The sequence below is a fragment of the Streptomyces sp. NPDC044984 genome (genome assembly GCF_040646935.1).
Taxonomy (GTDB): Bacteria; Actinomycetota; Actinomycetes; order Streptomycetales; family Streptomycetaceae; genus Streptomyces.
On sequence record NZ_JBEZBE010000017.1, the window covers coordinates 148,546 to 174,485 of the forward strand.

Genomic DNA, 25,940 nt, shown 5'->3' on the forward strand with positions numbered 1-25,940 from the left:
CCCGGGCCGCATCACTTCACCAGTCAAAGGATGTGCACCATGAAGCTCCGCAAGGTCACCGCCGCCTCGGCCGCCGTGTTCGCTCTCGCCCTGACCGCTACCGCCTGCGGTGGCGACGACAGCGGCGACAAGGGCGACTCCGGATCCGGGGGCGGCGACAAGATCACCATCGGTATCAAGTTCGACCAGCCGGGTCTCGGCCAGAAGACCCCGCAGGGCTACGCGGGCTTCGACGTGGACGTCGCCACGTACGTCGCCAAGAAGCTCGGCTACGACGAGGACCAGATCGAGTGGAAGGAGTCGAAGAGCGCCGACCGCGAGACCATGCTGCAGCGCGGTGACGTCGACTTCATCGCCGCCACCTACTCGATCACCCCGGAGCGCCAGGAGAAGGTCGACTTCGCCGGCCCGTACCTGCTCGCCCACCAGGACGTGCTGATTCGTGCCGATGACGACAAGATCAAGTCGCCGGAGGACCTGAACGACGCCAAGCTCTGCTCGGTCACCGGCTCGACCTCGGCGCAGAACGTCAAGGACAAGCTGGCCCCCAAGGCGCAACTGCAGCCGTACCCGACGTACTCCGCCTGCCTGCCCGGTCTGCAGAACGGTGCCGTCGACGCGCTGACCACCGACGACTCCATCCTCGCCGGTTACGCCGCCCAGTCGCAGTTCAAGGGCAAGTTCAAGCTCGGCGGCTTCAAGCTGACCAACGAGAACTACGGCATCGGCGTCAAGAAGGGCAGCGACCTCAAGGACAAGATCAACAAGGCCCTCGAGGAGATGGTCGCCGACAAGTCCTGGGACAAGGCCGTCAAGGACAACTTCGGCCCGGCCAACTACAAGAACGAGCCCGCGCCGAAGATCGGCGACATCAAGAGCTGAGGCAACGCCTGACAGGGTGCGCCGTCCCGGATGCGGGGCGGCGCACCGGGGCGGGCATCCCTACACGCGGAAGCGCGGGAGATCGTGTTCGACTTTCTTGAAGATTACGACCTGCTGGGGGCCTTCTGGACGACGGTGCAGCTCGCTGTGCTCTCCGCCGTCGGCTCCCTGATCTGGGGCACTCTGCTGGCCGCCATGCGCGTCGGCCCGGTGCCGTTGATGCGCGGTTTCGGGACCGCGTACGTGAACATCGTGCGGAACATCCCGCTGACCGTCATCATCCTGTTCACGTCGCTGGGTCTGAACCAGACGCTGGGCGTCAGTCTCGGCGCGGACGACTTCGAGACGATCAACTTCCGGCTCGCCGTCCTCGGTCTGATCCTCTACACCGCGGCCTTCGTGTGCGAGGCGCTGCGCTCCGGCATCAACACGGTGCCGGTCGGCCAGGCGGAGGCCGCCCGCGCGCTCGGTCTCAGCTTCAACCAGGTGCTGGGCCTGGTGGTGCTGCCCCAGGCGTTCCGCTCGTCCGTCGGGCCGCTGGCGAACGTGCTCATCGCGCTCATCAAGAACACCACGGTGGCCGCCGCCATCGGTGTCGCGGAGACCGCCCTGCTGATGAAGGAGATGATCGAGAACGAGGCGCAACTGCTGCTGATCTCCGCGGTCATCGCATTCGGTTTCGTGGTTCTGACGCTGCCGACCGGCCTGATCCTCGGCTGGGTGGGCAAGAAGGTGGCGGTGAAGCGATGAGCTCCGTTCTCTACGACGCCCAGGGGCCTCGCGCCAAGCGGCGGAACATCATCTTCACGGTGGTCTTCCTGGCCGCCCTCGCCGCCCTGCTGTGGTGGGTGTTCAGCACTCTCGACGACAAGGGCCAGCTGGAATGGTCCCTGTGGGAACCGTTCTTCACCGGCACCGAAGCCTGGTCCACGTATATCTGGCCGGGTCTGCAGAACACGCTGAAGGCGGCCGTGCTCGCGGTCCTCATCGCGATGCCGCTCGGCGCGGCCCTCGGCATCGCCCGGCTGTCCGACCACGCATGGATCCGCGTACCGGCCGGAATCGTGGTCGAGTTCTTCCGGGCCATCCCCGTCCTGGTCCTGATGATCTTCGGCCTCGCCCTGTTCGCCGAGTACACCGACGTCAGCTCCGACGACCGCCCGCTGTACGCGGTCGTCACGGGTCTGGTGCTCTACAACGCCTCCGTCCTCGCGGAGATCGTGCGCGCCGGCATCCTGTCCCTGCCCAAGGGCCAGTCCGAGGCGGCCATGGCGATCGGGCTGCGCAAGGGCCAGCTGATGCGCGGGATCCTGCTGCCGCAGGCGGTCACCGCCATGCTTCCGGCCATCGTCAGCCAGCTCGTCGTGATCGTGAAGGACACCGCCCTCGGCGGCGCCGTCCTCACCTTCCCCGAACTGCTCGCCTCGGCCAACACGATGAGCGGCTACTACGGCGCCAACGTCATCGCCAGCTTCACGGTCGTGGCCGTCATCTTCATCGCGCTCAACTTCGCCCTGACGACCTTCGCCGGCTGGCTGGAGGCGAGGCTCAGGCGCAGCAAGAAGAGCACGGGCGCGGTCGTCGGCGCGCAGGAAGTGGACGACCTCAACGCGGCCGAGGTCGGGAACGTGTACAAGACCGGCGCGGAGAAGTGACGCACGCCTGACACACGGCATGACTGTGGCCCGCCGCTTCCCGGCGGGCCACAGTCATGTCGCGTTGCCGGCCGACCTCAGCGGTACGGAGGAGCGGTGCACCCCGGGCTCGTGTGATGAACAGTCAAGTAATGTGACGAGCCCCGCCCCACTTCATGATCGCCACTGTCCTTCGGTCACTTGACGCAAGCACCGGCAATAGGTTGCATACGTTCTGTGATCGTGCACCCTGCTCCATCTTCCTGTTCCTCCACGTCCCTTCGGGCGTCACTTCGAGCAGGGGGCGCCGCGCCGTGGATCCGGTGATCATCGTCGGAGCGGGGCCCGTCGGGCTCACCCTCGCGCTGGCGCTGGCACGCCAGGACGTGCCGTGCGTGGTCCTCGACGAAGGACCGGGCAAGGACGAACCCCGTCCGGCGCGCACGGTCGTCCTGCGCGAGGAGACCGCCGCGTTCATGGAGCGACTGACCGGAATGCCGCTCGCACACGCCGGTGTCCGGTGGGCCGGATGGCGGTCGATGCGGCGCAAGCAGGTGACAGCCGAGGTCGCCTTCGGCGACACCGATCCCGCGCCCCTGCACCTCGCCCAGCACGTCCTGACGGATGCCCTGCGTGCGGCCCTCGCCGGCGAGCGGCTCGTCAAGGTCGTCGTGGACAGCCGGCTGGACGCCATGGAGCAGGAGCCCTCGGGTGTCACCGCCCACACCCGCGGCACCACCGGCACCTGGTGGCGGGGCAGTTACCTGGTCGGCTGCGACGGCCCGCGCTCGACCGTGCGCAAGCTCCAGGACATCCGCTTCCCCGGCCGCACCGCGGTGGAACGTCACGCCGTGGCCGCCCTGCGCACCGAACTTCCCTGGTACGACGAGGTGCTGCTGCACCGCACACCACCGTGGCGCACGTCCGGCCCCTCTGCCGGGGAGATCACCGCGCGCCCGCTGCCGGACGGGGTGTGGCGCCTGGACTGGCTGCTGCCGCCGGGCAAGGACCTGGTCACGCCCGAACTGCTGCTGGGCCGGGTCCGGGAGACCCTGGCCGGCTGGACCGACGGTCCGACCCCGCCGTACGACCTGCTGGACACCGGGGTGCACACCGTCCACCACCGGCTGGCCCGACGCTGGCGGGCCGACCGGGTGTTCCTCGCCGGGGATGCGGCCCACCTGCTCGGCGCGCTGGGCACGCACGGGCTGGAGGAAGGGCTCCGCGACGCCGACAACCTCGCCTGGAAGCTGGCGCTGGCCTGGCACCACGGTCCGCACGAGGCGCTGCTCGACAGCTACCAGACCGAGCGCCGGGCCATCGTCGCCGCCCGGCTGCGCGCCGCCGACCAGGCGCTGCCGCTGGTGCGCGGCGGCGGAGGGCTGCGCTCCTACGTTCCCGGGTCCGCGCGGGGGCACGACACCCTGCTGATGGACGGTCATCTGGGGCGGGGCGCGCTGGGTGCGCCGGGGACGTACGCCGACTCGCCGCTCGCTCCCGGCCGCCTCGAGGGCGAGGTGCCCATCGGAACGGCTCCCGGTTCGGCGGTGACGGACGTACGGGTCACGGCGGAGGACGGCACCTTCGTCCGGCTGCGGGACCGGCTCGGCCGGGGTGCGCTGCTGGTGGTGCTGATCGCGCCCGGTACGGGGGTGTGGGAGCGCCGGCACTGGGTGTCCGCCGGGATCATGCCCCGGCTGGCGGCGGCCGTCTCGGCGCTGCCGCACCGGGCCGAACTGCTGGTCGCCGAGAGCTACCCGGGGGCGGCGGCCCACACCGTGCTCCTGGTACGCCCCGACGGTCATCTGGTGACGGCGCTGAGCGGGGTCCGGCCGGCGGATCTGTACGCGGCGGCGGAAGCGGCGGTCGGCGGGCCCGCCGCCGCGGAGGCCGAGGCCAGGGCCGACGCGGGGGCCGGGTCGCGCTGAGGGTCCCGGCCGAGTCGTCGTCATCCTGCGGTCCGCAGGGTGACGACGAGTTGAATCGGTGTGCGGCCCCGTGGTGTACTCCGCTCGTGACCGACACCTGTGTGCACCTGTGGCGGAGGGTCCATATGGACCTCGTCCGCTATGCGGGCTGCGTGTGTCGTCCGTCCTGTTGATTCGCGTCTCTCCCTTCCTCCCCGCGCGCCGTTCGTCGTCCCGTACGCCGCTGCCGCGCGCCTCCGCGAACCTTCTTCCAGGACGGTGCACGTGTCTGTCTCCTCCCCCGTTCCGGCTCCCGTCTCCGCGCCCACGCAGGCGGACCTCCTCGACTTCGTACGGCGTACCGCCGCCGACGCCGGACTGATCGCCTCCCTTCCGCTCGATCCCGAGGGACGCACCTGGGTGCGGCTCGACGGGCCCGGTGGCAGCGAGGCCTGGCTGATCGGCTGGCCGCCCGGCACCGGCACCGGCTGGCACGACCACGCCGACTCCGTCGGTGCCTTCATGACCGCGTCGGGCGAGCTGAAGGAGAACGCGCTCGCCGTACGGCTGCCCACTGACGGCTGGACGACCCTGGAACTCACGGACGGCGTGGACCGGGAACGGCGGCTGGGATCCGGGCAGGGGCGTGCCTTCGGGCGGCATCACGTCCATGAGGTGCTCAACGAGTCCCCGGACCGGCACGCGGTCTCCGTGCACGCCTACTATCCGCCGTTGCCGCGGATCCGCCGCTACAGCCGCAGCGGCCGGATCCTCCGTCTGGAGCAGGTCGAGCGCCCGGAGGACTGGCAGTGAGCGGGACGAACGAACCGGCCGGCGGCGCCGTGGGCATCGACGAGCTGCTGGAGCGGGTGCGCGCCGGTTACGAGCGCGTCGGCCCCCGGGACGCGTACGAGGCCGCACGGACCGGTGAGGCGCTGCTGGTGGACATCCGCTACGCCGCGCTGCGGGACCGGGACGGGCTCGTTCCCGGGGCTCTCGTGGTCGAACGCAACGAACTGGAGTGGCGTCTGGACCCGCGGGGCAGCCACCGCCTCCCGGAGGCCACGAGCCACGACCTGCGTGTCGTGGTGATCTGCAACGAGGGCTACGCCTCCAGCCTCGCCGCGGAGTCACTGCACCGCCTGGGCCTGCACCGGGCCACAGACCTGAGCGGCGGCTTCCAGGCCTGGCGGGCAGCGGGCCTGCCGGTGGTGCCCGCACCGCCCGCGTAGGCGTCGCACGGAAAGCGGCCGGTGCCGTGTCACCGGGCTCCGCGCCGTCTCAGACCCCCTCGTCGCCGAGGAACTCCGTGTCCTCGCCCTCCTCCTCCAGCGCCTGCCGGACGACGCGCAGGGCGAGGCCCTCGGGGTAGCCCTTGCGGGCGAGCATGCCGGCGAGGCGGCGGAGCCGCTTGTCGCGGTCGAGTCCGCGGGTGGCGCGCAGCTTGCGGGCGACCAGCTCCCGGGCGGTCGCCTCCTCCTGCTCGGAGTCGAGCTGGGAGACGGCCGCGTCGATCAGCGTGGGGTCGACCCCTTTGGTACGCAGCTCCTGGGCGAGCGCGCGCCGGGCGAGCCCCCGGCCGTGGTGCCGGGACTCCACCCAGGCGTCCGCGAAGGCGCTGTCGTTGATCAGTCCGACCTCCTCGAACCGGGACAGCACCTCTTCGGCGGCCTCGTCCGGGATCTCCCGCTTGCGCAGGGCGTCGGCGAGCTGTTTCCGGGTGCGCGGGGTCCCGGTGAGCAGGCGCAGGCAGATCGCCCGCGCCCGCTCGACCGGATCCGCCGGAGGCTCCTCCCGTTCGGCCCTCGACGAGGAGGAGGCGCCCCCGTCCTCCGCGGCCGCCTCGCCGGAGGTCCGGCGTCTGCGTCCGCGTCCACCGCGCGGCCCGCCGTCACGCGGGCCGCCCGCCCGTGCGCCACCCCCGCCGCGGGGGCCGCCCCCGCCGGTGGTGTCGCCGTACGCCGCGTCACCGTCCACGGCTGAGCCGTCGCCGCCCTCGGTGCCCCTCCCCCGTGGGGCACCGGAGGCGGCGAGCTCGTACTCGGCCCAGTCGGTTCGTCGCGTCACGGGTCAGCTCTTGGCCGCCGCGGCCTTGGTCTTGGTGGCCTTGGCCGCCGGGGCCGGTACCGCGGCCGGCTCGGCCGGAGCGGTGCCCGGGGCGTCCGCGCCCGGCTCGGCGGCGGGCTCCTCGGGCCGTACGCCGACGCCCAGCTTCGTCAGGATCTTCTTCTCGATCTCGTTGGCGAGGTCGGGGTTGTCCTTCAGGAAGTTGCGGGCGTTCTCCTTGCCCTGGCCGAGCTGGTCGCCCTCGTACGTGTACCAGGCGCCGGCCTTGCGGACGAAGCCGTGCTCCACGCCCATGTCGATCAGGCCGCCCTCGCGGCTGATGCCCTGGCCGTAGAGGATGTCGAACTCGGCCTGCTTGAAGGGCGGCGCTACCTTGTTCTTGACGACCTTGCAGCGGGTGCGGTTGCCGACCGCCTCGGTGCCGTCCTTCAGGGTCTCGATGCGACGGATGTCGATACGCACCGAGGCGTAGAACTTCAGCGCGCGGCCACCGGTCGTGGTCTCCGGGGAGCCGAACATCACGCCGATCTTCTCGCGGAGCTGGTTGATGAAGATCGCGGTGGTCTTGGACTGGTTGAGGGCGCTGGTGATCTTCCGCAGGGCCTGGCTCATCAGGCGGGCCTGCAGACCCACGTGGCTGTCGCCCATCTCGCCCTCGATCTCCGCGCGCGGGACGAGCGCGGCGACGGAGTCGATGACGATGAGGTCGAGGGCGCCGGAGCGGACCAGCATGTCCACGATCTCCAGGGCCTGCTCGCCGTTGTCCGGCTGGGACAGGATCAGGTTGTCGATGTCGACGCCGAGCTTCTTCGCGTACTCGGGGTCGAGGGCGTGCTCCGCGTCCACGAAGGCGACCTGGCCGCCGGCCTTCTGCGCGTTCGCCACCGCGTGCAGGGTCAGGGTCGTCTTGCCGGAGGACTCCGGTCCGTAGATCTCCACCACACGGCCGCGCGGCAGGCCGCCGACGCCGAGGGCCACGTCGAGCGCGGTCGACCCGGTCGGGATGACCTCGATGGGCTCGTTCGTCCGGTCACCCATGCGCATGACCGCGCCCTTGCCGAATTGCCGTTCAATCTGTGCGAGCGCGGCGTCGAGCGCCTTCTCGCGGTCGGTTCCTGCCATGGGTTCCACCCGATTTGCTTGATTCGATCGCTTCACGTCAAAGACGCTAACGCCTGCCACTGACAACGCGCCCCGACGCACGTCCGGCCTGTGGATAACGGGGGTGCATTCTCGCTCGAATCAGGACACAACACCCGCCGTTGAGCCTCACCGGCGCTTCCATGAGAATGGATGTTCGATTTTTGTGTCAAGCGCGTCACACGGCACCACAGTCCTGTGTGTCGCGCGGACGGCCGCCCTCAGGAGGCCGCCCCGGTGTCTTCGCCGCGGGCCCGCGCCGCGTCCGGCCGGCGGACCCGCAGACGACGGAGGCGGGTGAGTGCGCCCGGCCCGCCGGGGCCGCGGTGGCCGAGCACACGGGGGTCGTCCGTGACGTCGTACCGCCGCACGTACGCACCCAGGAACGCCTGGAGGGTGGCAATGGCGGGGATGGCGATCAGTGCGCCAACGGCACCGAGCAGGGCGGTGCCCGCGACGACCGAGCCGAAGGCGACCGCCGGGTGGATGTCGACGGTCTTGGAGGTCAGCTTGGGCTGCAGCACGTAGTTCTCGAACTGCTGGTAGATCACCACGAAGATCAGCACCCACAGCGCGTACCAGGGATCGACCGTGAAGGCGATCAGCATGGGCAGGGCGCCCGCGAGATAGGTGCCGATGGTGGGGATGAACTGCGACACCAGGCCCACCCACACGGCGAGGACGGGCGCGTAGGGCACCTCGAGGAACTCCAGCAGGACGTAGTGCGCCAGGCCGGAAGCCAGTGCCATCAGTCCGCGCGAGTAGAGGTAGCCGCCCGTCTTGTTCACGGCGATCTCCCACGCGCGCAACACCTCGGCCTGCCGGGCGGGCGGCAGCAGGGAGCAGACGGTGCGCCGCAGTCGCGGGCCGTCGGCGGCGAAGTAGAACGAGAACAGACCGACGGTCAGCAGCTGGAAGAGACCGCCGAGGACCTGCGCGGAGACGTCCAGGACACCGGTGGCGCTGTTCTGGACGTAGTTGCGCAGCCAGTCGGAGCGCAGCAGTCCCTCCTGGATGTCCACGCGCCGCAGCTCGGTGTGGAAGTGCGTGTTGATCCAGTTGATCACGGAGTCGAGGTAGTCCGGGAAGTCCTCGACGATCTTGATAATCTGTCCCGCCAGCATGGACCCGAGCAGCGTGACGAAGCCCGCCGCCGCGACCAGCACGCCCAGGAAGACGAGGAAGGTGCCCAGGCCCCGGCGCACCCCCCGCGCGGCCATCCAGCTCACTGCGGGCTCGACGGCGAGCGCCAGGAAGAACGCGATGAGGATGTTGATCAGCAGGCCGATGAGCTGGTGGAAGGCCCAGCTGCCCAGCTGGAACACGGCGAACAGGGCGAGGGCGAGCACCATGGCGCGCGGCAGCCAGCGCGGCATGCGGGCGCCCGGCCCGGATATGGGGGCCACCGGAGGCCCGGCGGGCGGCTGCGCGCCGGGCGTGGTGGGCTGCCGGGCCGCCTGCCCGGTCTCGTCAGTGGATGCCACGGACCAAGTCTCGCCCACGCCGGCGGCAGCCATGCGCCACCGGCGGTCTCTGTGACGATCAGCGCTTCTCCGCGGGGACGTTCATGACCGTGCAGACCACCTGCCAGACGTCCTTGGCGCTCCAGCCGGCCGCCAGCGCCTCGTGCACGGTGCGCCCGCCGAGCTCGGACATGACATGGTCGCGCGCGAAGGTGTCGGCATAGCCCGCACCGAAGTGCTCCGCCATCCGCTCCCAGAAAACCGTCAACCGCATGCGCCCAGTATCCCGCCTGCGAAGGTGCCCCCGGGCCGGGCCGCCCGCCGGTGCCGCTTTCCGCCCGCGGTCGGCCCCACCGTCGGCACCGGAGCCGCCCCGGAGGCCCGCCCCACTGATGACGATCGAAGCCCTCCACACCCTGACGGCGTACGGCCGCACTGCCGCCGCAGCCACGGGCAGCCGTGCCGCTGGGGCGGCACGGGCGGGCGCGGCGGCACCCCGCGAACGCGGGTGAGTGAAACCCGCCTCCGGCCAGCGGTCGCACCGCCCGGGTAACCCGGTGCCGACAGATCAGGCGGCACCACCAGGCGCCGTACGCGGCACCGCCGGGCACCGTGCCCACCGCCTCACCCGCCCAGCGCCCGCACCCCCGCCGTCACCACGACCGCGGCTCCGACGACGACCAGGAACGGAGCGCGCAGAACCAGCGCCACGGCGGCGGCCGCCACGCCCGCCGCCCGTGCGTCGAAGGCCAGGGCCCGGCCGTCGGAGAAGGTCTGCTGGGCGGTCAGTGCGGCGAGCAGGGCGACCGGAAGGAGCGCGGCGAGACGCCTGACGAGGGGCCGTTCGAGGACCCCGGCGGGCACCAGCAACCCCGCGAGCTTGACGGCGTAGCATCCGACGGCGGTCACACCGATCGCGATCCAGATGTTCAACGGTCCCCCTCCGCCGTGTCACCGCGCGAGGCGCTCTTCCGGCCCCGCGCCCACAGGACGGCCGGTGCCGCGAGCGCGGCCACCAGGACCGGCACACCGGCCGGCAGCACGGGCAGCAGGCCCAGCCCCAGGAGAACGGCGAGCCCGGCGACGGTCCGCTCGGTGCCGGTGCGCAGCATCGGCGCGAGGAGCGCCAGGAAGACCGCGGGGCCGGCCGCGTCCAGCCCCCACGCGTCGGTGTCCCCGATGGCCTCGGCGCCCAGTGCGCCGAGCAGTGTGGTGAGGTTCCACAGGAGGTACAGGCTGAGCCCGGTCACCAGGAACCCGATGCGCGCGCTGCGCCGGCCGGGCTGGGCGAGCGAGACGGCGGTCGTCTCGTCGATCACCCACTGGGCGGCGAACGGCCGCACCGCGCGGGGCAACGCGAGCAGCTGCGACAGCCGCAGCCCGTAGAACGCGTTGCGCACCCCCAGGAAGAACGCCCCCGCGGCGGCCGTGAACGGCCCTCCGCCCGCCGCCAACGCCCCCACCAGAGCGAACTGGGAGGCGCCGGTGAACACCAGGAGGCTGAGCGCACAGGTCTGGAGCAGGGTGAGCCCGCTGCCCGCCGAGGTCACGCCGAAGGCGAACCCGGAGAGTCCGACGGCGATCCCGACGCCGAGGGCGTCCCGTACGACGGCACCGTCCGGCTTTCCTCCTCCGTCGTCCCGTATGTCTGCGAGCGCTTCTGTCCGTTCCACTGCCACGCCCCGGACCGTACGGGCGTGCCGCCCCGCGCGTCTTGTACGTTCTTGCGCTCGCGCTGGTACGCCCCCGGGGGCACGCCGACGATCCGGCCGAAGTGCCGGTTCAGATGCGGCTGGTCGGTGAAGCCGACCGCGACGGCCGCCTCCGACGGTGCCGTCCCCGCGTCCAGCAGCCGCCGTGCCCGCCGCACGCGCGCGTCGGTGAGCCAGGTGTGCGGCGGCATCCCGTAGGTGTCCCGGAAGGCGCGCAGCAGCGCGAACGGGCCGGTGCCCAGCTCACCGGCCAGCCGCTCCAGCGTCGGCGGGTCGGCCATCCGCTCCTCCAGCACGGCACGCGCGCGTGCCGCGATCCGGGCGCCCGCCGTGCGCACCTCGCGTCGCGGCAGCGTCCCGCCGTTCAGCCGCAGCAGCCGGGTCACCGCGACCCGGAGCAGGGTGTCGGCGGCGAGCGCGTTGCCCTCGTCGGTGGCCCGCAGCACCTGGTGCACGAGGTGGACGGTGTACGGGTCGTCGAGCACCGGCGTCACGAATCCCGGTGTGCCGCGCAGCGTGGTGGTCTCGGCGGCGATGGCGGCCACCACCTCGGGCGACGGGTACACCGCCCCGTACCGCCAGCCCTCGGGAACGCCCGCCCGGCCGGTGTGCGGGGTGTCCGGGTTCACCAGGGCCAGGGACCCGGCGCCCGCGTACACGTCACCGCCGCCGTGGTGGAAGACCTCCGCCCCGTCGGCGATGGCGGCGATCACGAAGTGCTCGTGGGTGTGCCGGACGAACGTCTTCCGTATGTACCGGGCACGCAGCAGATCGACACCGGGCAGTTCGTCGTACCGCCAGTGCCGCGCCCGCTCCCCGCGCGATTCCGCCATACGGCCATTGTCACGCGGTCACCGAACGCCCCCGTCCGTCCCCGGCTCGGCCCGATTGTCAGTGGCCGGGTGCACGATGGACGCATGGTCAGCGATCCGCACCGAGCCCTGGACGGCTTCTCCCCCGCGACCCGCGGCTGGTTCACGGGGGCTTTCTCCGCACCCACCGCCGCCCAGGCCGGGGCGTGGCGGGCCATCGGGGAGGGTTCGGACGTGCTGGTGGTCGCCCCCACCGGTTCCGGGAAGACCCTGGCCGCCTTCCTCGCCGCCCTGGACCAGCTGGCCTCCACGCCGCCGCCCGCCGACCCCAGGAAGCGCTGCCGGGTCCTGTACGTCTCGCCGCTGAAGGCCCTGGCCGTGGACGTCGAGCGCAACCTCCGCAGCCCGCTGACCGGCATCCGCCAGGAGTCCGTGCGCCTGGGGCTGCCCGAGCCCGAGGTGAGGGTCGGCATCCGCTCCGGCGACACCCCGCCCGCCGAGCGGCGCGCCCTGGCCACCCGCCCGCCGGACATCCTGATCACCACGCCCGAGTCCCTGTTCCTGATGCTGACGTCCGCCACGCGCGACGCGCTGACGGGCGTGGAGACCGTGATCCTGGACGAGGTGCACGCGGTCGCCGGCACCAAGCGCGGCGCGCACCTCGCGCTCTCCCTGGAGCGGCTGGACGAGCTGCTGCCCCGTCCGGCCCGCCGCATCGGCCTCTCGGCGACGGTGCGCCCGGTCGACGAGGTCGCCCGGTTCCTCTCCCCCCGCCGCAAGGTGGAGATCGTCCAGCCGGAGTCGGGCAAGGAGTTCGACCTGTCCGTGGTGGTGCCGGTCGAGGACCTGGGCGAGCTGGGCGGCTCCCCGGTCGCCGACGGCTCGGAGGGCGCCGAGCGCCCGTCGATCTGGCCGCACGTCGAGGAACGGATCGCCGACCTGGTGCAGGCGCACCGCTCGACGATCGTGTTCGCGAACTCCCGCCGCCTCGCGGAGCGGCTGTGCAACCGGCTCAACGAGATCGCCTACGAGCGGGCCACCGGCGAACCCCTGGACGAGCACCACTCCCCCGCCGAGCTGATGGGCGGCTCCGGGTCCGCCCAGGGCGCGCCCGCGGTCATCGCGCGCGCCCATCACGGCTCGGTGTCCAAGGAGCAGCGCTCCCTGGTCGAGGAGGACCTCAAGGCGGGCCGGCTGCCCGCGGTGGTCGCCACCTCCAGCCTGGAGCTGGGCATCGACATGGGCGCCGTCGACCTGGTGGTCCAGGTCGAGTCGCCGCCGTCCGTCGCCTCCGGGCTCCAGCGCGTCGGCCGCGCGGGGCACCAGGTGGGCGCGGTCTCCACGGGCGTGGTGTTCCCGAAGTACCGGGGCGACCTGGTGCAGGCCGCCGTGGTCACCGAGCGGATGCGCACGGGCGCCATCGAGTCCCTGCGCGTCCCCGCGAACCCCCTGGACGTGCTGGCCCAGCAGCTCGTCGCCATGACGGCCATGGACACCTGGCAGCTCGACGACCTGCTCGCCGTGGTCCGCCGCGCGGCGCCCTTCGCCTCCCTGCCCGAGTCCGCCTTCACGGCCGTCCTGGACATGCTCGCCGGCCGCTACCCGTCCGACGCCTTCGCGGAGCTGCGCCCGCGCGTGGTGTGGGACCGGGTCACGGGCGAGATCACCGGCCGCCCCGGCGCCCAGCGCCTGGCCGTCACCTCCGGGGGCACGATCCCCGACCGCGGCCTCTTCGGGGTGTTCCTGGCGGGCGCCGACCCCAAGAAGGGCGGCGGCCGGGTCGGCGAGCTGGACGAGGAGATGGTCTACGAGTCCCGGGTGGGCGACGTCTTCACGCTCGGCACCAGTTCGTGGCGCATCGAGGACATCACGCGCGACCGGGTGCTGGTCTCCCCGGCGCCGGGCGTGCCGGGCCGGCTGCCGTTCTGGAAGGGCGACCAGCTGGGCCGGCCGCTGGAGCTCGGCCGCGCGGTGGGCGCGTTCCTGCGCGAGGTGGGCTCGCTGTCCGGGGACGACGCCCGGCTGCGGCTCCTGGCGGCGGGACTGGACGCCTGGGCCGCGGACAACGTCCTGTCCTACCTCGACGAACAGCGCGAGGCCTGCGGCCACGTCCCCGACGACCGCACCATCGTCGTGGAGCGCTTCCGCGACGAACTGGGCGACTGGCGGGTCGTCGTGCACTCCCCGTTCGGCGCCCAGGTGCACGCCCCGTGGGCGCTCGCGCTCGGCGCCCGCCTCTCCGAGCGGTACGGCATGGACGCCCAGGTGATGCACGCCGACGACGGCATCGTGCTGCGCCTGCCGGACGCCGACCTGCTGGGCCTCGACCTGCTCGACCAGGAGCCGGTGAGGGCCGGCACCGAGTACGACGCGGACCAGGCCCCCGTGGGCGCGGCCGACGTCGTCTTCGACAAGGGCGAGGTCGACCAGGTCGTCACCGACCAGGTGGGCGGCTCGGCGCTGTTCGCGTCCCGGTTCCGCGAGTGCGCCGCCCGCGCGCTGCTGCTGCCGCGCCGCAACCCCGGCCGGCGCACGCCGCTGTGGCAGCAGCGCCAGCGTGCCTCACAGCTGCTCCAGGTGGCCGGCGAGTTCGGCTCGTTCCCGATCGTCCTCGAAGCCGTCCGCGAGTGCCTCCAGGACGTCTTCGACGTGCCCGGGCTCGTCGAGCTGATGGGTGACCTGGAGGCGCGCAAGGTGCGGCTGGTCGAGGTCACCACCCCCGAGCCGTCCCCGTTCGCCCGCTCCCTCCTCTTCGGCTACGTCGCCCAGTTCCTGTACGAGGGCGACTCCCCGCTCGCCGAGCGCCGCGCCGCCGCCCTTTCGCTGGACTCGCGGCTGCTGGCCGAGCTGCTCGGCCAGGCGGAGCTGCGCGAGCTGCTCGACGCCGAGGTGCTGACCGAGCTGGAGCGCGAGCTGCAGTGGCTCACCGAGGACCGGCGCGTCAAGGACGCGGAGGGCGTGGCCGACCTGCTGCGGCTGCTGGGCCCGCTCACCGACGCCGAACTCGCCGAGCGGGGCGCCGAACCGCAGTGGGCGCGGGACCTCGCCTCCGCGCGGCGCGCCATCCGGGTGCGGGTGGCCGGCGCCGACCACTGGGCGGCGGTCGAGGACGCCGGCCGGCTGCGCGACGCGCTGGGCACGGCGCTGCCGGTCGGCGTGCCGGAGGCGTTCACCGAGCCGGTCAAGGACCCCCTCGGCGACCTCCTCGCACGGTACGCGCGCACCCACGGCCCGTTCACGTCGGCGACGGCGGCGGCCCGTTTCGGTCTGGGTGTGGCGGTCACCGAGGGCGCCCTGCAGCGGCTCTCGGCGGCGGGCCGGGTCGTCCAGGGCGAGTTCCATCCGGCCGGCATCGGGCAGGAGTGGTGCGACGCGGCCGTACTGCGCCGGCTGCGCCGCCGCTCCCTGGCCGCGCTGCGGCACGAACTGGAGCCGGTGCCGCCACCCGCGCTCGCCCAGTTCCTCCCCCAGTGGCAGCACATCGGCAGGGGGCACTCCCTGCGCGGCGTCGACGGCCTGCTGCGCGCCGTCGAGCAGTTGCAGGGCTCCTCGGTGCCCGCGTCCGCCCTGGAGGAGCTGGTCCTGCCGTCCCGGGTGACGGACTACTCCCCGGCGATGCTGGACGAGCTGACGGCCGCCGGGGAGGTGGTGTGGGCGGGTGCCGGTTCGCTGCCCGGGAAGGACGGCTGGGTCTCCCTCTACCTCGCGGACGCGGCCCCGCTGCTCCTGCCGCCCCCGCACCCCCTGGAGCCGACCGCCCTCCACCGGTCCGTCCTGGACGCCCTCTCCGGCGGCTACGGCCTGTTCTTCCGTCAGATCGCCGACCAGGTCCGCGCCACCACGCACCCCGACGCCACCGATCCCCAGCTGGCCGACGCCCTGTGGGACCTCGCCTGGTCCGGGCGGCTGACCAACGACACGCTCACGCCCCTGCGCTCCCTGCTGGGATCGGGCCGCACCGCGGGCTCCACCGCCCACCGCGCGAAGCGCTCCGTCCCGCGCGGACGCTACGGCTCGCTCACGGCGGCCGCCCGCAGCGCCTCCCGCACCGGCCCGCCGACCGTCGCGGGCCGCTGGTCCCTGCTCCCGGACCGGGACACCGACGCCACGGTCCGCGCCCACGCCCTGGCCCGCACCCTGCTCGACCGGCACGGTGTGGTGACCCGGGGCGCCGTCTCCGCGGAGGGCGTCGAGGGCGGCTTCTCGGCGGTGTACCGCGTGCTGTCCGCCTTCGAGGAGACGGGGCAGGCACGTCGCGGCTATGTGGTGGAGGGGCTGGGCGCCGCCCAGTTCGCGATGGACGGAGCCGTGGACCGCCTCCGCGCGGCGGCCGGCGCCCGCGAGCGGGGCGACGCCCTCCCTGCCCCGGGCACGCCCGGCCCCTTCGACGCCGGTCCCGACCCCTTCGGGACCGCCTTGGACCACGGCGGCTTCCCCGGCCGGGACGACCCGCCGTACCCCCGCCTCTCACCGGGCGACTACGTCTCCCCGCGCGACCTGGCCCCGCAGCAGTCCCCTCCGCCCCGGCAAAACGGCGGGCGTCCCGCGTACGACCCCTTCGCCGGCCGCCGTACCGGTGCGGACCGCGCCGCACGCGCCGTGGTCCTGGCCGCCTCCGACCCGGCGAACGCCTACGGTGCCGCCTTGGGTTGGCCCGAGCCGCCGACCGGCGCCGGGCACAAACCCGGCCGCAAGGCGGGCTCCCTGGTGGTGCTGGTGGACGGCGAGCTGACGCTCTACATGGAGCGCGGCGGCAAGACGCTGCTGGCCTGGCCCGCCGACGCCGACGCCGAACCCTCCGACGATCCGCGTCTCCCGGCCGCCGCCGAGGCCCTCGCTGCGGCCGCCCGCGCGGGCTCCCTCGGCACGGTCACCGTGGAGCGCGTCAACGGGGCCTCGGCACTGACGTCTCCGCTGGGCGCCCTCCTGGAGACCGCCGGCTTCGTCGCCACGCCCAGAGGCCTGCGCCTGCGCGCCTGACCCTCAGCCGGCACCCCCGGTCCGGGCGCCCGACGTGCCACCCTTGACGCATGCCCGAAGGAGACACGGTCTGGCAGGCCGCGCGGCGGCTGCACGACGCATTGGCCGGCGAGGTGCTGACCCGCAGCGACCTCCGGGTGCCGAGGTTCGCCACGGCCGACCTCACCGGCCGCGCCGTGCTGGACGTCACCCCACGCGGCAAGCATCTGTTGGCCCGCGTCGAAGGCGGCCTGACGCTGCACTCGCACCTGAGGATGGACGGCTCCTGGCGGGTGTACACGCCCGGGCAGCGCTGGAACGGCGGCCCCGCCCACCAGATCCGCGCCGTCCTCGGCAACGCCGGCCGCACGGCCGTCGGCTACCGGCTCCCCGTCCTGGAACTGATGCGCACCACCGACGAGGACCGCGCGGTCGGTCATCTCGGCCCCGACCTCCTCGGCCCGGACTGGGACCCCGGCCTCGCGCTGGCCAACCTCCTGAAGGACCCGGCCCGCCCCCTCGGTGAGGCCCTGCTGGACCAGCGGAACCTCGCCGGAATCGGCAATGTCTTCAAGAGCGAGCTGTGCTTCCTCCTCGGTGTCACCCCCTGGCTCCCCGTGGGCGAGCTGCCCGCCGACCGGTCCGCGAAGCTGCCGGAACTCGCCAGGAGACTGCTGGAGTTCAACCGCGAGCGCCCGGTCCGCAACACCACGGGCCGCCGCGGCCAGGACCTGTTCGTGTACGGCCGCGCCCGCCGCCCCTGCCTGCGCTGCCGCACCCTCGTCCGCCTCGCCGACCAGGGCGACGGCTCCCGCGAGCGCCCCACCTACTGGTGCCCCGCCTGCCAGCCGGGCCCTGCTCCGTTCACTCCCCGTCGGTGAACCGACGCACGGTGCTCACCCGCCACGCCCGCCGCCACCGCCCCGCCGCGAGCGCTCCCTCCGCCCGCGCCTTGGGCATGCAGTGCACCGGCAGCAGACTGAGTCCCCACCCGCCGGCCGCGACCGCCCCTTCCACCACCCCGGGGTCGGGTACCAGCAGCAGTCGCGCCACCGCCCACCACCACAGCACCCCGAACCCCAGAACGGCCCCCCGGCGCAGCACCCGCCCCGTCGTCACGGCCCCCACCCCCGCGCCGACGCTATGAGACCGCTCGCCCCCGCGCACAGGGCGCACCAAGGGCACACGGGCGCATCCCGATCCCCGGTTCTCCCCTCGAGGGCCCCGCGGCCCTCCGAGACCACGTCACCCGTTCTCGGCCTGGAACATCCAGTGCTGCTTCTCCAGGTCCGCGGTGATCGCGATCAGGATGTCCTGGCTCACCGGGTCCGGTTCGGCGGTCACCGTGACCCGCTCCCGCATACGGGCGATCACCGCGCCCAGTGCCTCCACGAGCGCACCCACGGCGGCCGTGTCGTCGACCCAGCCCTCGGGCGTCACCCCGATGCCGCTGCCGACGGCCACCGTCGCGGCACGCCCGTCGGGCGAGACCCCCAGTGCCGCGGCGCGCTCCGCCACGGTGTCGGAGTGCGTACGCGCCAGGGCCACGACCTCATCGAGCTGGAGATGCACGGAGCGGAAGCGTTGCCCGACCACGTTCCAGTGGATCTGTTTGGCCACCAGGGCGAGATCCACCAGGTCGACCAGGGCGCCCTGCAGTGCCTCGGACACGGTCTTCAGGTTCGCGTCGGACAACGGGCTCTTCACGACGTACATCCGCACCTCCGTGGCTGGCCCCCCGCCTCGTCCCTCCACGATGACCGCCAGGCACCGCACCGGCAAACGCACCGGAGAAGGCCCGCGCATGCGAAAACCCCGGCAGCGCCCCTCCGGATCCTCCGGAAGGGCCCCTACCGGGGCATCTCACACCTTCACACCACGCGTGCGCGGAACACCGCGCTCACGCGGCGACGACGTCCACCGCCTCGGCGGGCGCCTTGATGGTCACCCGTTCCGGTGGCACACCGGTCACCGAGACGGAACCCAGCATCGGACGAACCGGCGTGGGTACGGGCTCGCTGGGGGTCGCTGCAGCAGACTGGGCCAGTTCGGCGAGAGCGAGCTCGTCGCTCACTTCCCGCATGAGCTCGGACATCCGTACGTCCAGCGCGTCGCAGATGGCGGAGAGCAGCTCGGAGGAAGCCTCCTTCTGCCCCCGCTCCACCTCGGAGAGATAGCCGAGTGAGACTCGGGCGGACGAGGAGACTTCGCGCAGAGTACGGCCCTGGCGTTGGCGCTGCCGACGCAGCACGTCACCCAGCAGGCGACGGAGCAGAATCATCGGTGGCTCCCTCCTCGGACCGCGTAGCCGCATCCTTCTCGCCCCACCGTACCGCCTTGCGCCGCGGCCGTGCGGGGAGCGATGTCGTGTTCACTCAGGGCTGCAAACATCAAAACCCCCCGTTCCGTTCCGTATCCTGTGCCCGCTCATTCCCGGTCTGTTCGCCCGCAAGCTCCCTCAGAAGCAGTGCGAGTACGCTCCGTACACTCTCCATACGAATTTCCGCGCGGTCGCCGTTCAACCGCAGATGCCCCACTTTTCCGCCGCGGGCAGAACCCGTTCCCGTCCCCGCGGGGCCGTCCACGGCCACGAAAACCGTGCCGACAGCTTGGCCGTCCTGGGGATCGGGACCGGCGACGCCGGTGGTGGCGATGCCCCAGTCGGCACCCAGCGCCTCGCGGACACCGGCCGCCATCTGGGCCGCCACCTGCGGGTCCACCGCTCCGCGCTGCGCCAGCAGGGCGGCGTCCACACCGAGCAGTCGCTGCTTGAGTTCGGTGGCGTACGCCGTCACCGAACCCCGGAAGACCTTGGACGCCCCGGGCACCGAAGTGATCTCGGCCGCCACCAGACCACCGGTCAGCGACTCGGCGACGGCGAGCGTTCCACCGTTCACAGTGAGTAGTCGCACCACCTCGGTGGCCTCGGAACTCACGCTTCCGTCTCCTCCAACGCCGCCTTGCGCTCGGCGATTCCCTGCCTGCGCAGCACAATGGCCTGTTTCACATAGTCGAGTCCGGTCGCCACGGTCAGCACGACCGCCGCGGCCATCACCCACCACCGCAGTGTGGCCAGCCACCCCGTCAGCGCCAGTACGTACATACCGACGGCAATGCCCTGGGTGAGGGTCTTGAGCTTGCCCCCTCGGCTGGCCGGGATCACGCCGTAGCGAATGACCAGGAAACGCAGCAGGGTGATCCCGAGTTCCCGGCCGAGGATGACTCCGGTGACCCACCACGGGAGATCGCCCAGCGAGGAGAGACAGATCAGCGCCGCTCCCATGATCGCCTTGTCGGCGATGGGGTCGGCGATCTTCCCGAAATCGGTGACGAGGTTGTACGTGCGCGCCAGATGGCCGTCGAACAGGTCGGTGATCATGGCGATGGCGAAGGCCGCCCAGGCGAACGACCGCCACGCCGGGTCGTATCCGCCCTCGGCGAGCATCAGCATGACGAACGCCGGCACCAGGAGCAGCCGGAGCATGGTCAGCAGGTTGGCGATGTTCCAGACGCTGGCCTGGTTGACGGCCGCCGCCGCGATCTTCGCGCCGCGCGCGGGCCTGGCCCCGTCCCCGGCTTCGACACCGTCACGGGACGCGGTGGCCGCCACCGCCTCGTCGCCGTGCGTCCGGGCCACGGCCGGGCCACGGCCGGACGCACCGCGCCGGGCCGGTCCGCCGCCGGGCGACCCCGGAGCCGTGCCCCGTGCCTCCCGCGCGACCGCGCGGCCGGACACCGGCAGGCCTCCGGGTGCGGTGCCCGCCGCCCTCCTCGCGCCGGAGGGGCCTCCTGCCGCCGATGCCGGGACACCCGTCATCTGCCCGCCTCCTCACTACACGCGGGCGAACCCTGGAACAGCGGCTCGGCCACCAGGTCGACACCTTCCGTGCCGACCACCTTCGCCTCGACCATACGGCCGACGCTCAGCCCCTCGCCGCTCGTGAGCAGCACCTGGCCGTCCGTCTCGGGCGCCTGGTGCGCTCCCCGGCCGTACACGCCCTCCGTCTCGTCGACGGACTCCACCAGCACGTGCACGGTCTCACCGACCCGCTCCTCGGCGCGCTGCGAGACCAGTTCCTCGGCCAGCCGGGAGACCCGGGCCAGCCGCTCGGCGACGACCTCCTCGTCCAGCTTGCGGTCGTACGTCGCCGCCTCGGTGCCCTCCTCGTCGGAGTAGCCGAAGACACCGATGGCGTCCAGCCGCGCGTGGTTCAGGAACCGCTCCAGTTCGGCGAGGTCGGCCGCGGACTCGCCGGGGAAGCCGACGATGAAGTTGGAGCGCACACCGGCCTGGGGCGCCTTGCTCCGGATCGTGTCGAGCAGTTCCAGGAACCGGTCGGTGTCGCCGAAGCGGCGCATCGCGCGCAGCACGTCGGGCGCGGAGTGCTGGAAGGACAGGTCGAAGTAGGGGGCGACCTTCGGGGTGGAGGTCAGCACGTCGATCAGGCCGGGCCGCATCTCGGCCGGCTGGAGGTAGCTGACGCGCACCCGCTCGAGGCCGTCGACCTCGGCCAGCTCGGGCAGCAGGGAGTCGAGGAGGCGGATGTCGCCGAGGTCCTTGCCGTAGGAGGTGTTGTTCTCGGAGACCAGCATGATCTCCTTCACGCCCTGTTCGGCCAGCCAGCGCGTCTCGTTCAGCACGTCGCTGGGGCGGCGCGAGATGAAGGAGCCGCGGAAGGACGGGATGGCGCAGAAGGAGCAGCGCCGGTCGCAGCCGGAGGCGAGCTTCACCGAGGCGACCGGGGAGCCGTCCAGCCGGCGGCGCAGCGGCGCGCGGGGGCCCGAGGCCGGGGCGAGGCCGTCGGGCAGGTCCACCGGGCCGTGTCCCGGAAGGGCGACGGCGGCGGCGGAGTCCTGCCGCTCGGCCGGGCTGATCGGCAGCAGCTTGCGCCGGTCGCGCGGGGTGTGGGAGGCGTGGATGCCGCCGTTCAGGATGGTCTGGAGGCGGTCGGAGATGTCGGCGTAGTCGTCGAAGCCGAGCACGCCGTCGGCCTCGGGAAGGGCCTCGGCGAGTTCCTTGCCGTACCGCTCGGCCATGCAGCCCACCGCCACGACGGCCTGGGTTCTCCCGTGTCCCTTGAGGTCATTGGCCTCCAGGAGGGCGTCGACGGAGTCCTTCTTGGCGGCCTCGACGAAGCCACAGGTGTTGACGACGGCGACGTCCGCTTCCTCGGCGTCCTCCACGAGCTGCCAGCCGTCCGCCTCCAAACGGCCTGCGAGCTCCTCCGAGTCCACCTCGTTACGGGCGCAGCCAAGGGTGACGAGTGCGACGGTACGGCGTTCAGGCATGGGCTCAAGACTACTTCGTCCCGCTGACGCCCCACGTCGACGGGGTTGGCCGATCATGGCCAACCCCGTCGACGAAGCACCCTTTGCGCCGGCTCATCCGGCTTGCGGGTCGCCCTTGGTGTAGGTCAGGCGCTCGACGGCGCCCGGCTGCCAGTCGTCCTCGATCTTCTTGCCGTTCACGAACAGGTCGATCGCGCCGGCGTCACCGAGGACCAGGTTGATCTTGGTGCTGTCCTGGAAGGTCTTGGACTCGCCCTGCTTGAGCAGTCCGTCGAACAACTGCCGGCCGTTGTGGTCCTTGACGAAGATCCAGCTGCGTCCGTCGACGGCGCTGACCTGGACCGTCACCTTGTCCTGCGGGGCGGCGGCGATGGCGCTGTCCGACGGTTCCGGCTCGGGCTTGACGGGCTTCTCGGGCTTGGGGGTGGATGAGGGCGACTTGGTGGGCTCGGCGTCCTCGGCGACGTTCGCCTTGCCGCCGTCGTCGTCGCCCTTGACCATCGTGAACCCGACGAAGCCGATCACGACGACGATCGCGGCGACCATGGCCGCGGTCCAGTTGGGGCCGCGCCGCTCCGGACGGATGCGTTCCGCCTCGAACAGCGGGGCGGCGGGGGTCGGGGCCGGACGGCCGCCGCCGTGCTCGGCCTCGTACTGGGCGATCAGCGGGGCCGCATCGAGGTCCACGGCCTTGGCCAGGGTCCGGATGTGCCCGCGCGCGTAGACGTCGCCACCGCAGGGAGCGAAGTCGTCCGCCTCGATGGCGTGCACGATCGCGATACGGACGCGGGTGGCGGTACTGACGTCGTCGACGGTGAGCCCGGCGGCTGTGCGCGCCTGCTGCAGCGCTCGGCCGACGGAGACGGAAGGGCGGGCTTCCTCGGAAACGTCTTCGAACGGACGCTCGTCTTCAGGGGAGTTGCCGATGGACACGGGGGCGCCTTTCGAGCGTGTAGCCGCCTGTGCTGGAGGTTCAGTCTAGGAGGGGTACAAGAGGATGGGGCAACCGGGCGGTAGGACTTTGTACGCCATCGGAATGGCCCGACATTCCGATGATGGGCACGCAGTTTGTCGTTTCCCTCAACTTGACGTACGCCGACGGGAAACGGTTGCTCAATGATCGCTCACGGGTGGGTCACGATCGGCCGTCCGGGTGCCCGGAGACGACGACCACCTCCCGCTCGCCTACCCTTCAGACTCCCCCCGGATCAGCGCGAGCACGCCATCCAGTTCATCAGGCTTCACAAGAACGTCACGGGCCTTCGAACCCTCGCTCGGTCCGACGATGTTCCTCGACTCCATGAGGTCCATCAGCCGGCCCGCCTTGGCGAAGCCGACGCGCAGCTTGCGCTGGAGCATGGACGTCGACCCGAACTGGGTGGAGACGACCAGCTCGGCCGCCTGGCACAGCAGGTCCAGGTCGTCGCCGATGTCCTCGTCGATCTCCTTCTTCTGCTTGCTCCCGACGGTGACGTCGTCCCGGAAGACGGGCGCCATCTGCTCCTTGCAGTGCCGGACGACGGCCGCGACCTCCTCCTCGGTCACGAACGCGCCTTGCAGACGCGTCGGCTTGTTCGCCCCCATCGGCAGGAACAGCCCGTCGCCCTTGCCGATCAGCTTCTCGGCGCCGGGCTGGTCGAGGATGACCCGCGAGTCCGCGAGCGAGGACGTGGCGAACGCCAGCCGGGACGGCACGTTCGCCTTGATCAGACCGGTGACCACGTCGACGGACGGCCGCTGCGTGGCGAGCACCAGGTGGATACCGGCCGCCCGCGCCAGCTGCGTGATGCGCACGATGGCGTCCTCGACGTCGCGCGGGGCGACCATCATCAGGTCGGCCAGCTCGTCGACGATCACCAGCAGGTACGGGTACGGCTGCAGCTCCCGCTCGCTGCCCTCGGGCGGCTTGGCCTTGCCCTCGCGCACCGCGCGGTTGAAGTCGTCGATGTGCCGGTAGCCGTAGGCCGCGAGGTCGTCGTAGCGCAGGTCCATCTCGCGCACGACCCACTGGAGCGCCTCGGCGGCCCGCTTGGGGTTGGTGATGATCGGCGTGATCAGGTGCGGGATGCCCTCGTACGCCGTCAGCTCCACGCGCTTGGGGTCGACCAGGATCATCCGGACGTCCTCCGGGGTCGCCCGCATCATGATCGAGGTGATCAGGCAGTTGATGCAGGACGACTTTCCGGAGCCGGTGGCGCCGGCGACCAGCATGTGCGGCATCTTCGCCAGGGAGTCCATGACGTAGCCGCCCTCGACGTCCTTGCCGAAGGCGACCAGCATGGGGTCGTCGTCCTCGGCGGACTCCGCGAGCCGCAGGACGTCACCGAGGTTGACCATCTCCCGGTCGGTGTTCGGGATCTCGATGCCCACCGCGGACTTGCCGGGGATCGGGCTGATGATCCGCACGTCCGGGCTGGCGACGGCGTACGCGATGTTCTTGGTCAGCGCGGTCACCCGCTCGACCTTCACGGCCGGGCCGAGTTCCACCACGTAGCGGGTGACCGTCGGGCCGCGGGTGAAGCCGGTGACGGCGGCGTCCACCTTGAACTCCGTGAAGACCTTCCGCAGCGCGTCGACGATGACGTCGTTGGCGGCGCTGCGCGCCTTGCCGGGGCCGCCGCGCTCGAGCAGGTCGAGGGCGGGCAGCGAGTAGGTGATGTCGCCGGAGAGCTGGAGCTGCTCCGCGCGGGCGGGCAGGTCGCGGGGCTCGCGGGGCGGCTCCTTGGTCATGTCCAGGACGCCGGCCGGTGGTCCGTCCTGCTTCGGCCCGTCCTGCGGCCTGTCCCCCTTCGGCTTCCCCTGCCGCGCGCGGGCGGCCGGAACCGGCGTCGGTGCGGTCGGCTCACGGTCGCCGGTGCTCACGCCCTGGGTCAGGTCGGCGACGATCGGCGAGGGCGGCATCCCGTGCAGCACGGCGCCGTCCAGCGCGGCGGCCGCGGCGGCGGCCACGTCCACGGCGTCCATGGGCCGGTCCATGGAGGACTGCGACACCGCGGGCCTGCGGGGCCGGCCCCGGCGCCGGGACAGCGCCTCCTGCTCCGCACCGTCCGGGTCGTACTCCTCGGGCGCCGGCCGCCGTCCGCGACGGCTCGCGGGCAGCGACTCGCGCCACTGCTGCTCGTAGCGCACGTCGTCCTCGCCGAACTCCTCCGGCTCGGGTTCGCGGACGAGGCCGAGCCGCACACCGAGCTGCCGCAGGCGCTGCGGAATGGCGTTCACCGGGGTGGCGGTGACGACCAGCAGACCGAAGACGGTGAGCAGCACCAGCAGCGGCACGGCGAGGACGTCGGTCATGGTCGACGACAACGGTGTGGCCGCGCCCCAGCCGATGAGACCGCCGGCGTCCCTTATCGCCTGCATGCCGTCGCTGCGCGCGGGCGAGCCGCAGCCGATGTGGATCTGTCCGAGCACACCGATGACGAGCGCGGACAGGCCGATCACGATCCGTCCGTTGGCCTCCGGCTTCTCCGGGTGCCGGATGAACCGCACGGCGATGACCGCGACCAGGATCGGCACCAGCAGGTCGAGTCGGCCGAAGGCACCGGTGACCAGGATCTCCACGAGGTCGCCGACGGGGCCCTTCAGGTCGGCCCAGGTGCCGGCCGCGACGATCAGGGCGACGGCGAGCAGCAGCAGCGCCAGGCCGTCCTTGCGGTGCGCGGGGTCGAGGTTCTTGGCGCCCTGCCCCAAGCCGCGGAAGACGGCGCCGACGGCGTGCGCGAGGCCCAGCCACAGGGCGCGTACGAGCCGGTAGACGCCGCTGGTCGGATTCGGGGCGGCCGGTGCGGGCGCGGCCTTCTTCGCCACGGCCTTCTTGGCAGGGGCCTTCCTGGCGGGAGCCCTCTTCGCCGGGGCCTTCTTGGCGGCAGCCTTCTTCACCGGAGCCTTCGCGGAAGCGGGCGCCTTCTTCGCGGGCGGCTTCTTGGCTGCGGAGGGACGTGAGGCCATGGGTGTGAGGTTACCGGTGGAGACGGTCGGGGACACGCGTGACGGACGCTTCACCCGTTCGTGTCGCTCTTGTCGAGGCGTGACATTGACGCACAGTTGACGCGGGCTCACGCCCACGGCGCGTCGG

At 72.2% G+C, this 25,940-nt stretch carries 24 protein-coding genes; 9 read left to right on the forward strand and 15 right to left on the reverse strand.

What is annotated here, in order from left to right:
* Positions 1 to 39: 39 nt before the first annotated feature.
* The 7 genes from AB0A94_RS20235 (at position 40) to AB0A94_RS20265 (ending at position 5,655) form a co-directional block, all read left to right on the forward strand.
* Positions 40 to 882, forward strand: coding sequence for a glutamate ABC transporter substrate-binding protein (locus AB0A94_RS20235; protein WP_361746091.1), 843 nt, complete (start codon positions 40 to 42; stop codon positions 880 to 882).
* An 84-nt stretch (positions 883 to 966) separates the two neighbouring features.
* Positions 967 to 1,632, forward strand: a complete 666-nt coding sequence (locus AB0A94_RS20240) for an amino acid ABC transporter permease (protein ID WP_217128384.1) — start codon at positions 967 to 969, stop codon at positions 1,630 to 1,632.
* Complete coding sequence (locus AB0A94_RS20245; protein ID WP_217128358.1) at positions 1,629 to 2,537, forward strand: amino acid ABC transporter permease; 909 nt, start codon at positions 1,629 to 1,631, stop codon at positions 2,535 to 2,537. Before AB0A94_RS20240 ends, AB0A94_RS20245 begins: the two co-directional genes overlap by 4 nt.
* A gap of 293 nt (positions 2,538 to 2,830) precedes the next feature.
* Complete coding sequence (locus AB0A94_RS20250; RefSeq protein WP_361746094.1) at positions 2,831 to 4,444, forward strand: FAD-dependent monooxygenase; 1,614 nt, start codon at positions 2,831 to 2,833, stop codon at positions 4,442 to 4,444.
* A gap of 101 nt (positions 4,445 to 4,545) precedes the next feature.
* Positions 4,546 to 4,617 carry a putative leader peptide gene (locus tag AB0A94_RS20255; RefSeq protein WP_311710492.1) on the forward strand — a complete coding sequence of 24 codons (72 nt, stop codon included), beginning with the start codon at positions 4,546 to 4,548 and terminating at the stop codon, positions 4,615 to 4,617.
* Between the two features lie 85 nt (positions 4,618 to 4,702).
* Positions 4,703 to 5,236, forward strand: coding sequence for a cysteine dioxygenase (locus AB0A94_RS20260; RefSeq protein ID WP_361746096.1), 534 nt, complete (start codon positions 4,703 to 4,705; stop codon positions 5,234 to 5,236).
* Positions 5,233 to 5,655, forward strand: coding sequence for a rhodanese-like domain-containing protein (locus AB0A94_RS20265; RefSeq protein WP_361746098.1), 423 nt, complete (start codon positions 5,233 to 5,235; stop codon positions 5,653 to 5,655). The genes AB0A94_RS20260 and AB0A94_RS20265 overlap by 4 nt, the downstream gene beginning before the upstream one ends.
* Before the next feature lie 49 nt (positions 5,656 to 5,704).
* On the opposite strand, the gene recX is transcribed toward AB0A94_RS20265, so the two are convergent.
* The 7 genes from recX to AB0A94_RS20300 form a co-directional block, all read right to left on the reverse strand.
* Entirely contained in the window at positions 5,705 to 6,490 is a 786-nt protein-coding gene (gene recX, locus AB0A94_RS20270) for a recombination regulator RecX (RefSeq protein ID WP_361746100.1), read from the reverse strand.
* A 3-nt stretch (positions 6,491 to 6,493) separates the two neighbouring features.
* Entirely contained in the window at positions 6,494 to 7,612 is a 1,119-nt protein-coding gene (recA, locus tag AB0A94_RS20275; protein ID WP_361746102.1) for a recombinase RecA, read from the reverse strand.
* A 239-nt stretch (positions 7,613 to 7,851) separates the two neighbouring features.
* Positions 7,852 to 9,114: an AI-2E family transporter gene (locus tag AB0A94_RS20280; protein ID WP_361746104.1), complete on the reverse strand. Its 1,263-nt coding sequence runs from the start codon at positions 9,112 to 9,114 to the stop codon at positions 7,852 to 7,854.
* Positions 9,115 to 9,172: 58 nt separating this feature from the next.
* Positions 9,173 to 9,367: a DUF3046 domain-containing protein gene (locus AB0A94_RS20285; protein WP_361746106.1), complete on the reverse strand. Its 195-nt coding sequence runs from the start codon at positions 9,365 to 9,367 to the stop codon at positions 9,173 to 9,175.
* 350 nt (positions 9,368 to 9,717) lie between these two features.
* Complete coding sequence (locus AB0A94_RS20290) at positions 9,718 to 10,026, reverse strand: AzlD domain-containing protein (protein ID WP_361746108.1); 309 nt, start codon at positions 10,024 to 10,026, stop codon at positions 9,718 to 9,720.
* Complete coding sequence (locus AB0A94_RS20295; RefSeq protein ID WP_361746145.1) at positions 10,023 to 10,739, reverse strand: AzlC family ABC transporter permease; 717 nt, start codon at positions 10,737 to 10,739, stop codon at positions 10,023 to 10,025. The genes AB0A94_RS20290 and AB0A94_RS20295 overlap by 4 nt, the downstream gene beginning before the upstream one ends.
* Positions 10,640 to 11,638, reverse strand: a complete 999-nt coding sequence (locus AB0A94_RS20300) for an AraC family transcriptional regulator (protein ID WP_361746110.1) — start codon at positions 11,636 to 11,638, stop codon at positions 10,640 to 10,642. Before AB0A94_RS20300 ends, AB0A94_RS20295 begins: the two co-directional genes overlap by 100 nt.
* 84 nt (positions 11,639 to 11,722) lie before the next feature.
* Between AB0A94_RS20300 and AB0A94_RS20305 the strand changes: the two genes are divergently transcribed.
* Positions 11,723 to 16,597, forward strand: a complete 4,875-nt coding sequence (locus AB0A94_RS20305) for an ATP-dependent helicase (RefSeq protein ID WP_361746112.1) — start codon at positions 11,723 to 11,725, stop codon at positions 16,595 to 16,597.
* Between the two features lie 50 nt (positions 16,598 to 16,647).
* Complete coding sequence (locus AB0A94_RS20310; protein WP_361746114.1) at positions 16,648 to 17,457, forward strand: DNA-formamidopyrimidine glycosylase family protein; 810 nt, start codon at positions 16,648 to 16,650, stop codon at positions 17,455 to 17,457.
* On the opposite strand, the gene AB0A94_RS20315 is transcribed toward AB0A94_RS20310, so the two are convergent.
* The 8 genes from AB0A94_RS20315 to AB0A94_RS20350 all read right to left on the reverse strand — a co-directional run bounded on the left by AB0A94_RS20315 (position 17,441) and on the right by AB0A94_RS20350 (position 25,813).
* Positions 17,441 to 17,695, reverse strand: coding sequence for a hypothetical protein (locus AB0A94_RS20315; protein ID WP_361746116.1), 255 nt, complete (start codon positions 17,693 to 17,695; stop codon positions 17,441 to 17,443). The genes AB0A94_RS20310 and AB0A94_RS20315 overlap by 17 nt on opposite strands.
* Before the next feature lie 126 nt (positions 17,696 to 17,821).
* Positions 17,822 to 18,292, reverse strand: coding sequence for a DNA starvation/stationary phase protection protein (locus tag AB0A94_RS20320; RefSeq protein ID WP_361746118.1), 471 nt, complete (start codon positions 18,290 to 18,292; stop codon positions 17,822 to 17,824).
* Positions 18,293 to 18,476: 184 nt separating this feature from the next.
* Positions 18,477 to 18,857, reverse strand: a complete 381-nt coding sequence (locus AB0A94_RS20325) for a helix-turn-helix transcriptional regulator (protein WP_003993396.1) — start codon at positions 18,855 to 18,857, stop codon at positions 18,477 to 18,479.
* 109 nt (positions 18,858 to 18,966) lie between these two features.
* Positions 18,967 to 19,512: a CinA family protein gene (locus tag AB0A94_RS20330; RefSeq protein ID WP_361746120.1), complete on the reverse strand. Its 546-nt coding sequence runs from the start codon at positions 19,510 to 19,512 to the stop codon at positions 18,967 to 18,969.
* A complete protein-coding gene (pgsA, locus tag AB0A94_RS20335) occupies positions 19,509 to 20,393 on the reverse strand; it encodes a CDP-diacylglycerol--glycerol-3-phosphate 3-phosphatidyltransferase (RefSeq protein WP_361746122.1) in 885 nt (294 codons plus the stop codon). The genes AB0A94_RS20330 and pgsA overlap by 4 nt, the downstream gene beginning before the upstream one ends.
* On the reverse strand, positions 20,390 to 21,865 hold the full coding sequence (gene rimO / locus AB0A94_RS20340; protein ID WP_361746124.1) for a 30S ribosomal protein S12 methylthiotransferase RimO: 1,476 nt from the start codon (positions 21,863 to 21,865) through the stop codon (positions 20,390 to 20,392). The genes pgsA and rimO overlap by 4 nt, the downstream gene beginning before the upstream one ends.
* A gap of 93 nt (positions 21,866 to 21,958) precedes the next feature.
* Positions 21,959 to 22,798 (reverse strand): helix-turn-helix domain-containing protein, encoded by an 840-nt coding sequence (locus tag AB0A94_RS20345; RefSeq protein WP_361746126.1) that lies wholly within the window; start codon positions 22,796 to 22,798, stop codon positions 21,959 to 21,961.
* A gap of 252 nt (positions 22,799 to 23,050) precedes the next feature.
* On the reverse strand, positions 23,051 to 25,813 hold the full coding sequence (locus AB0A94_RS20350; RefSeq protein WP_361746128.1) for a DNA translocase FtsK: 2,763 nt from the start codon (positions 25,811 to 25,813) through the stop codon (positions 23,051 to 23,053).
* Positions 25,814 to 25,940 lie beyond the last annotated feature (127 nt).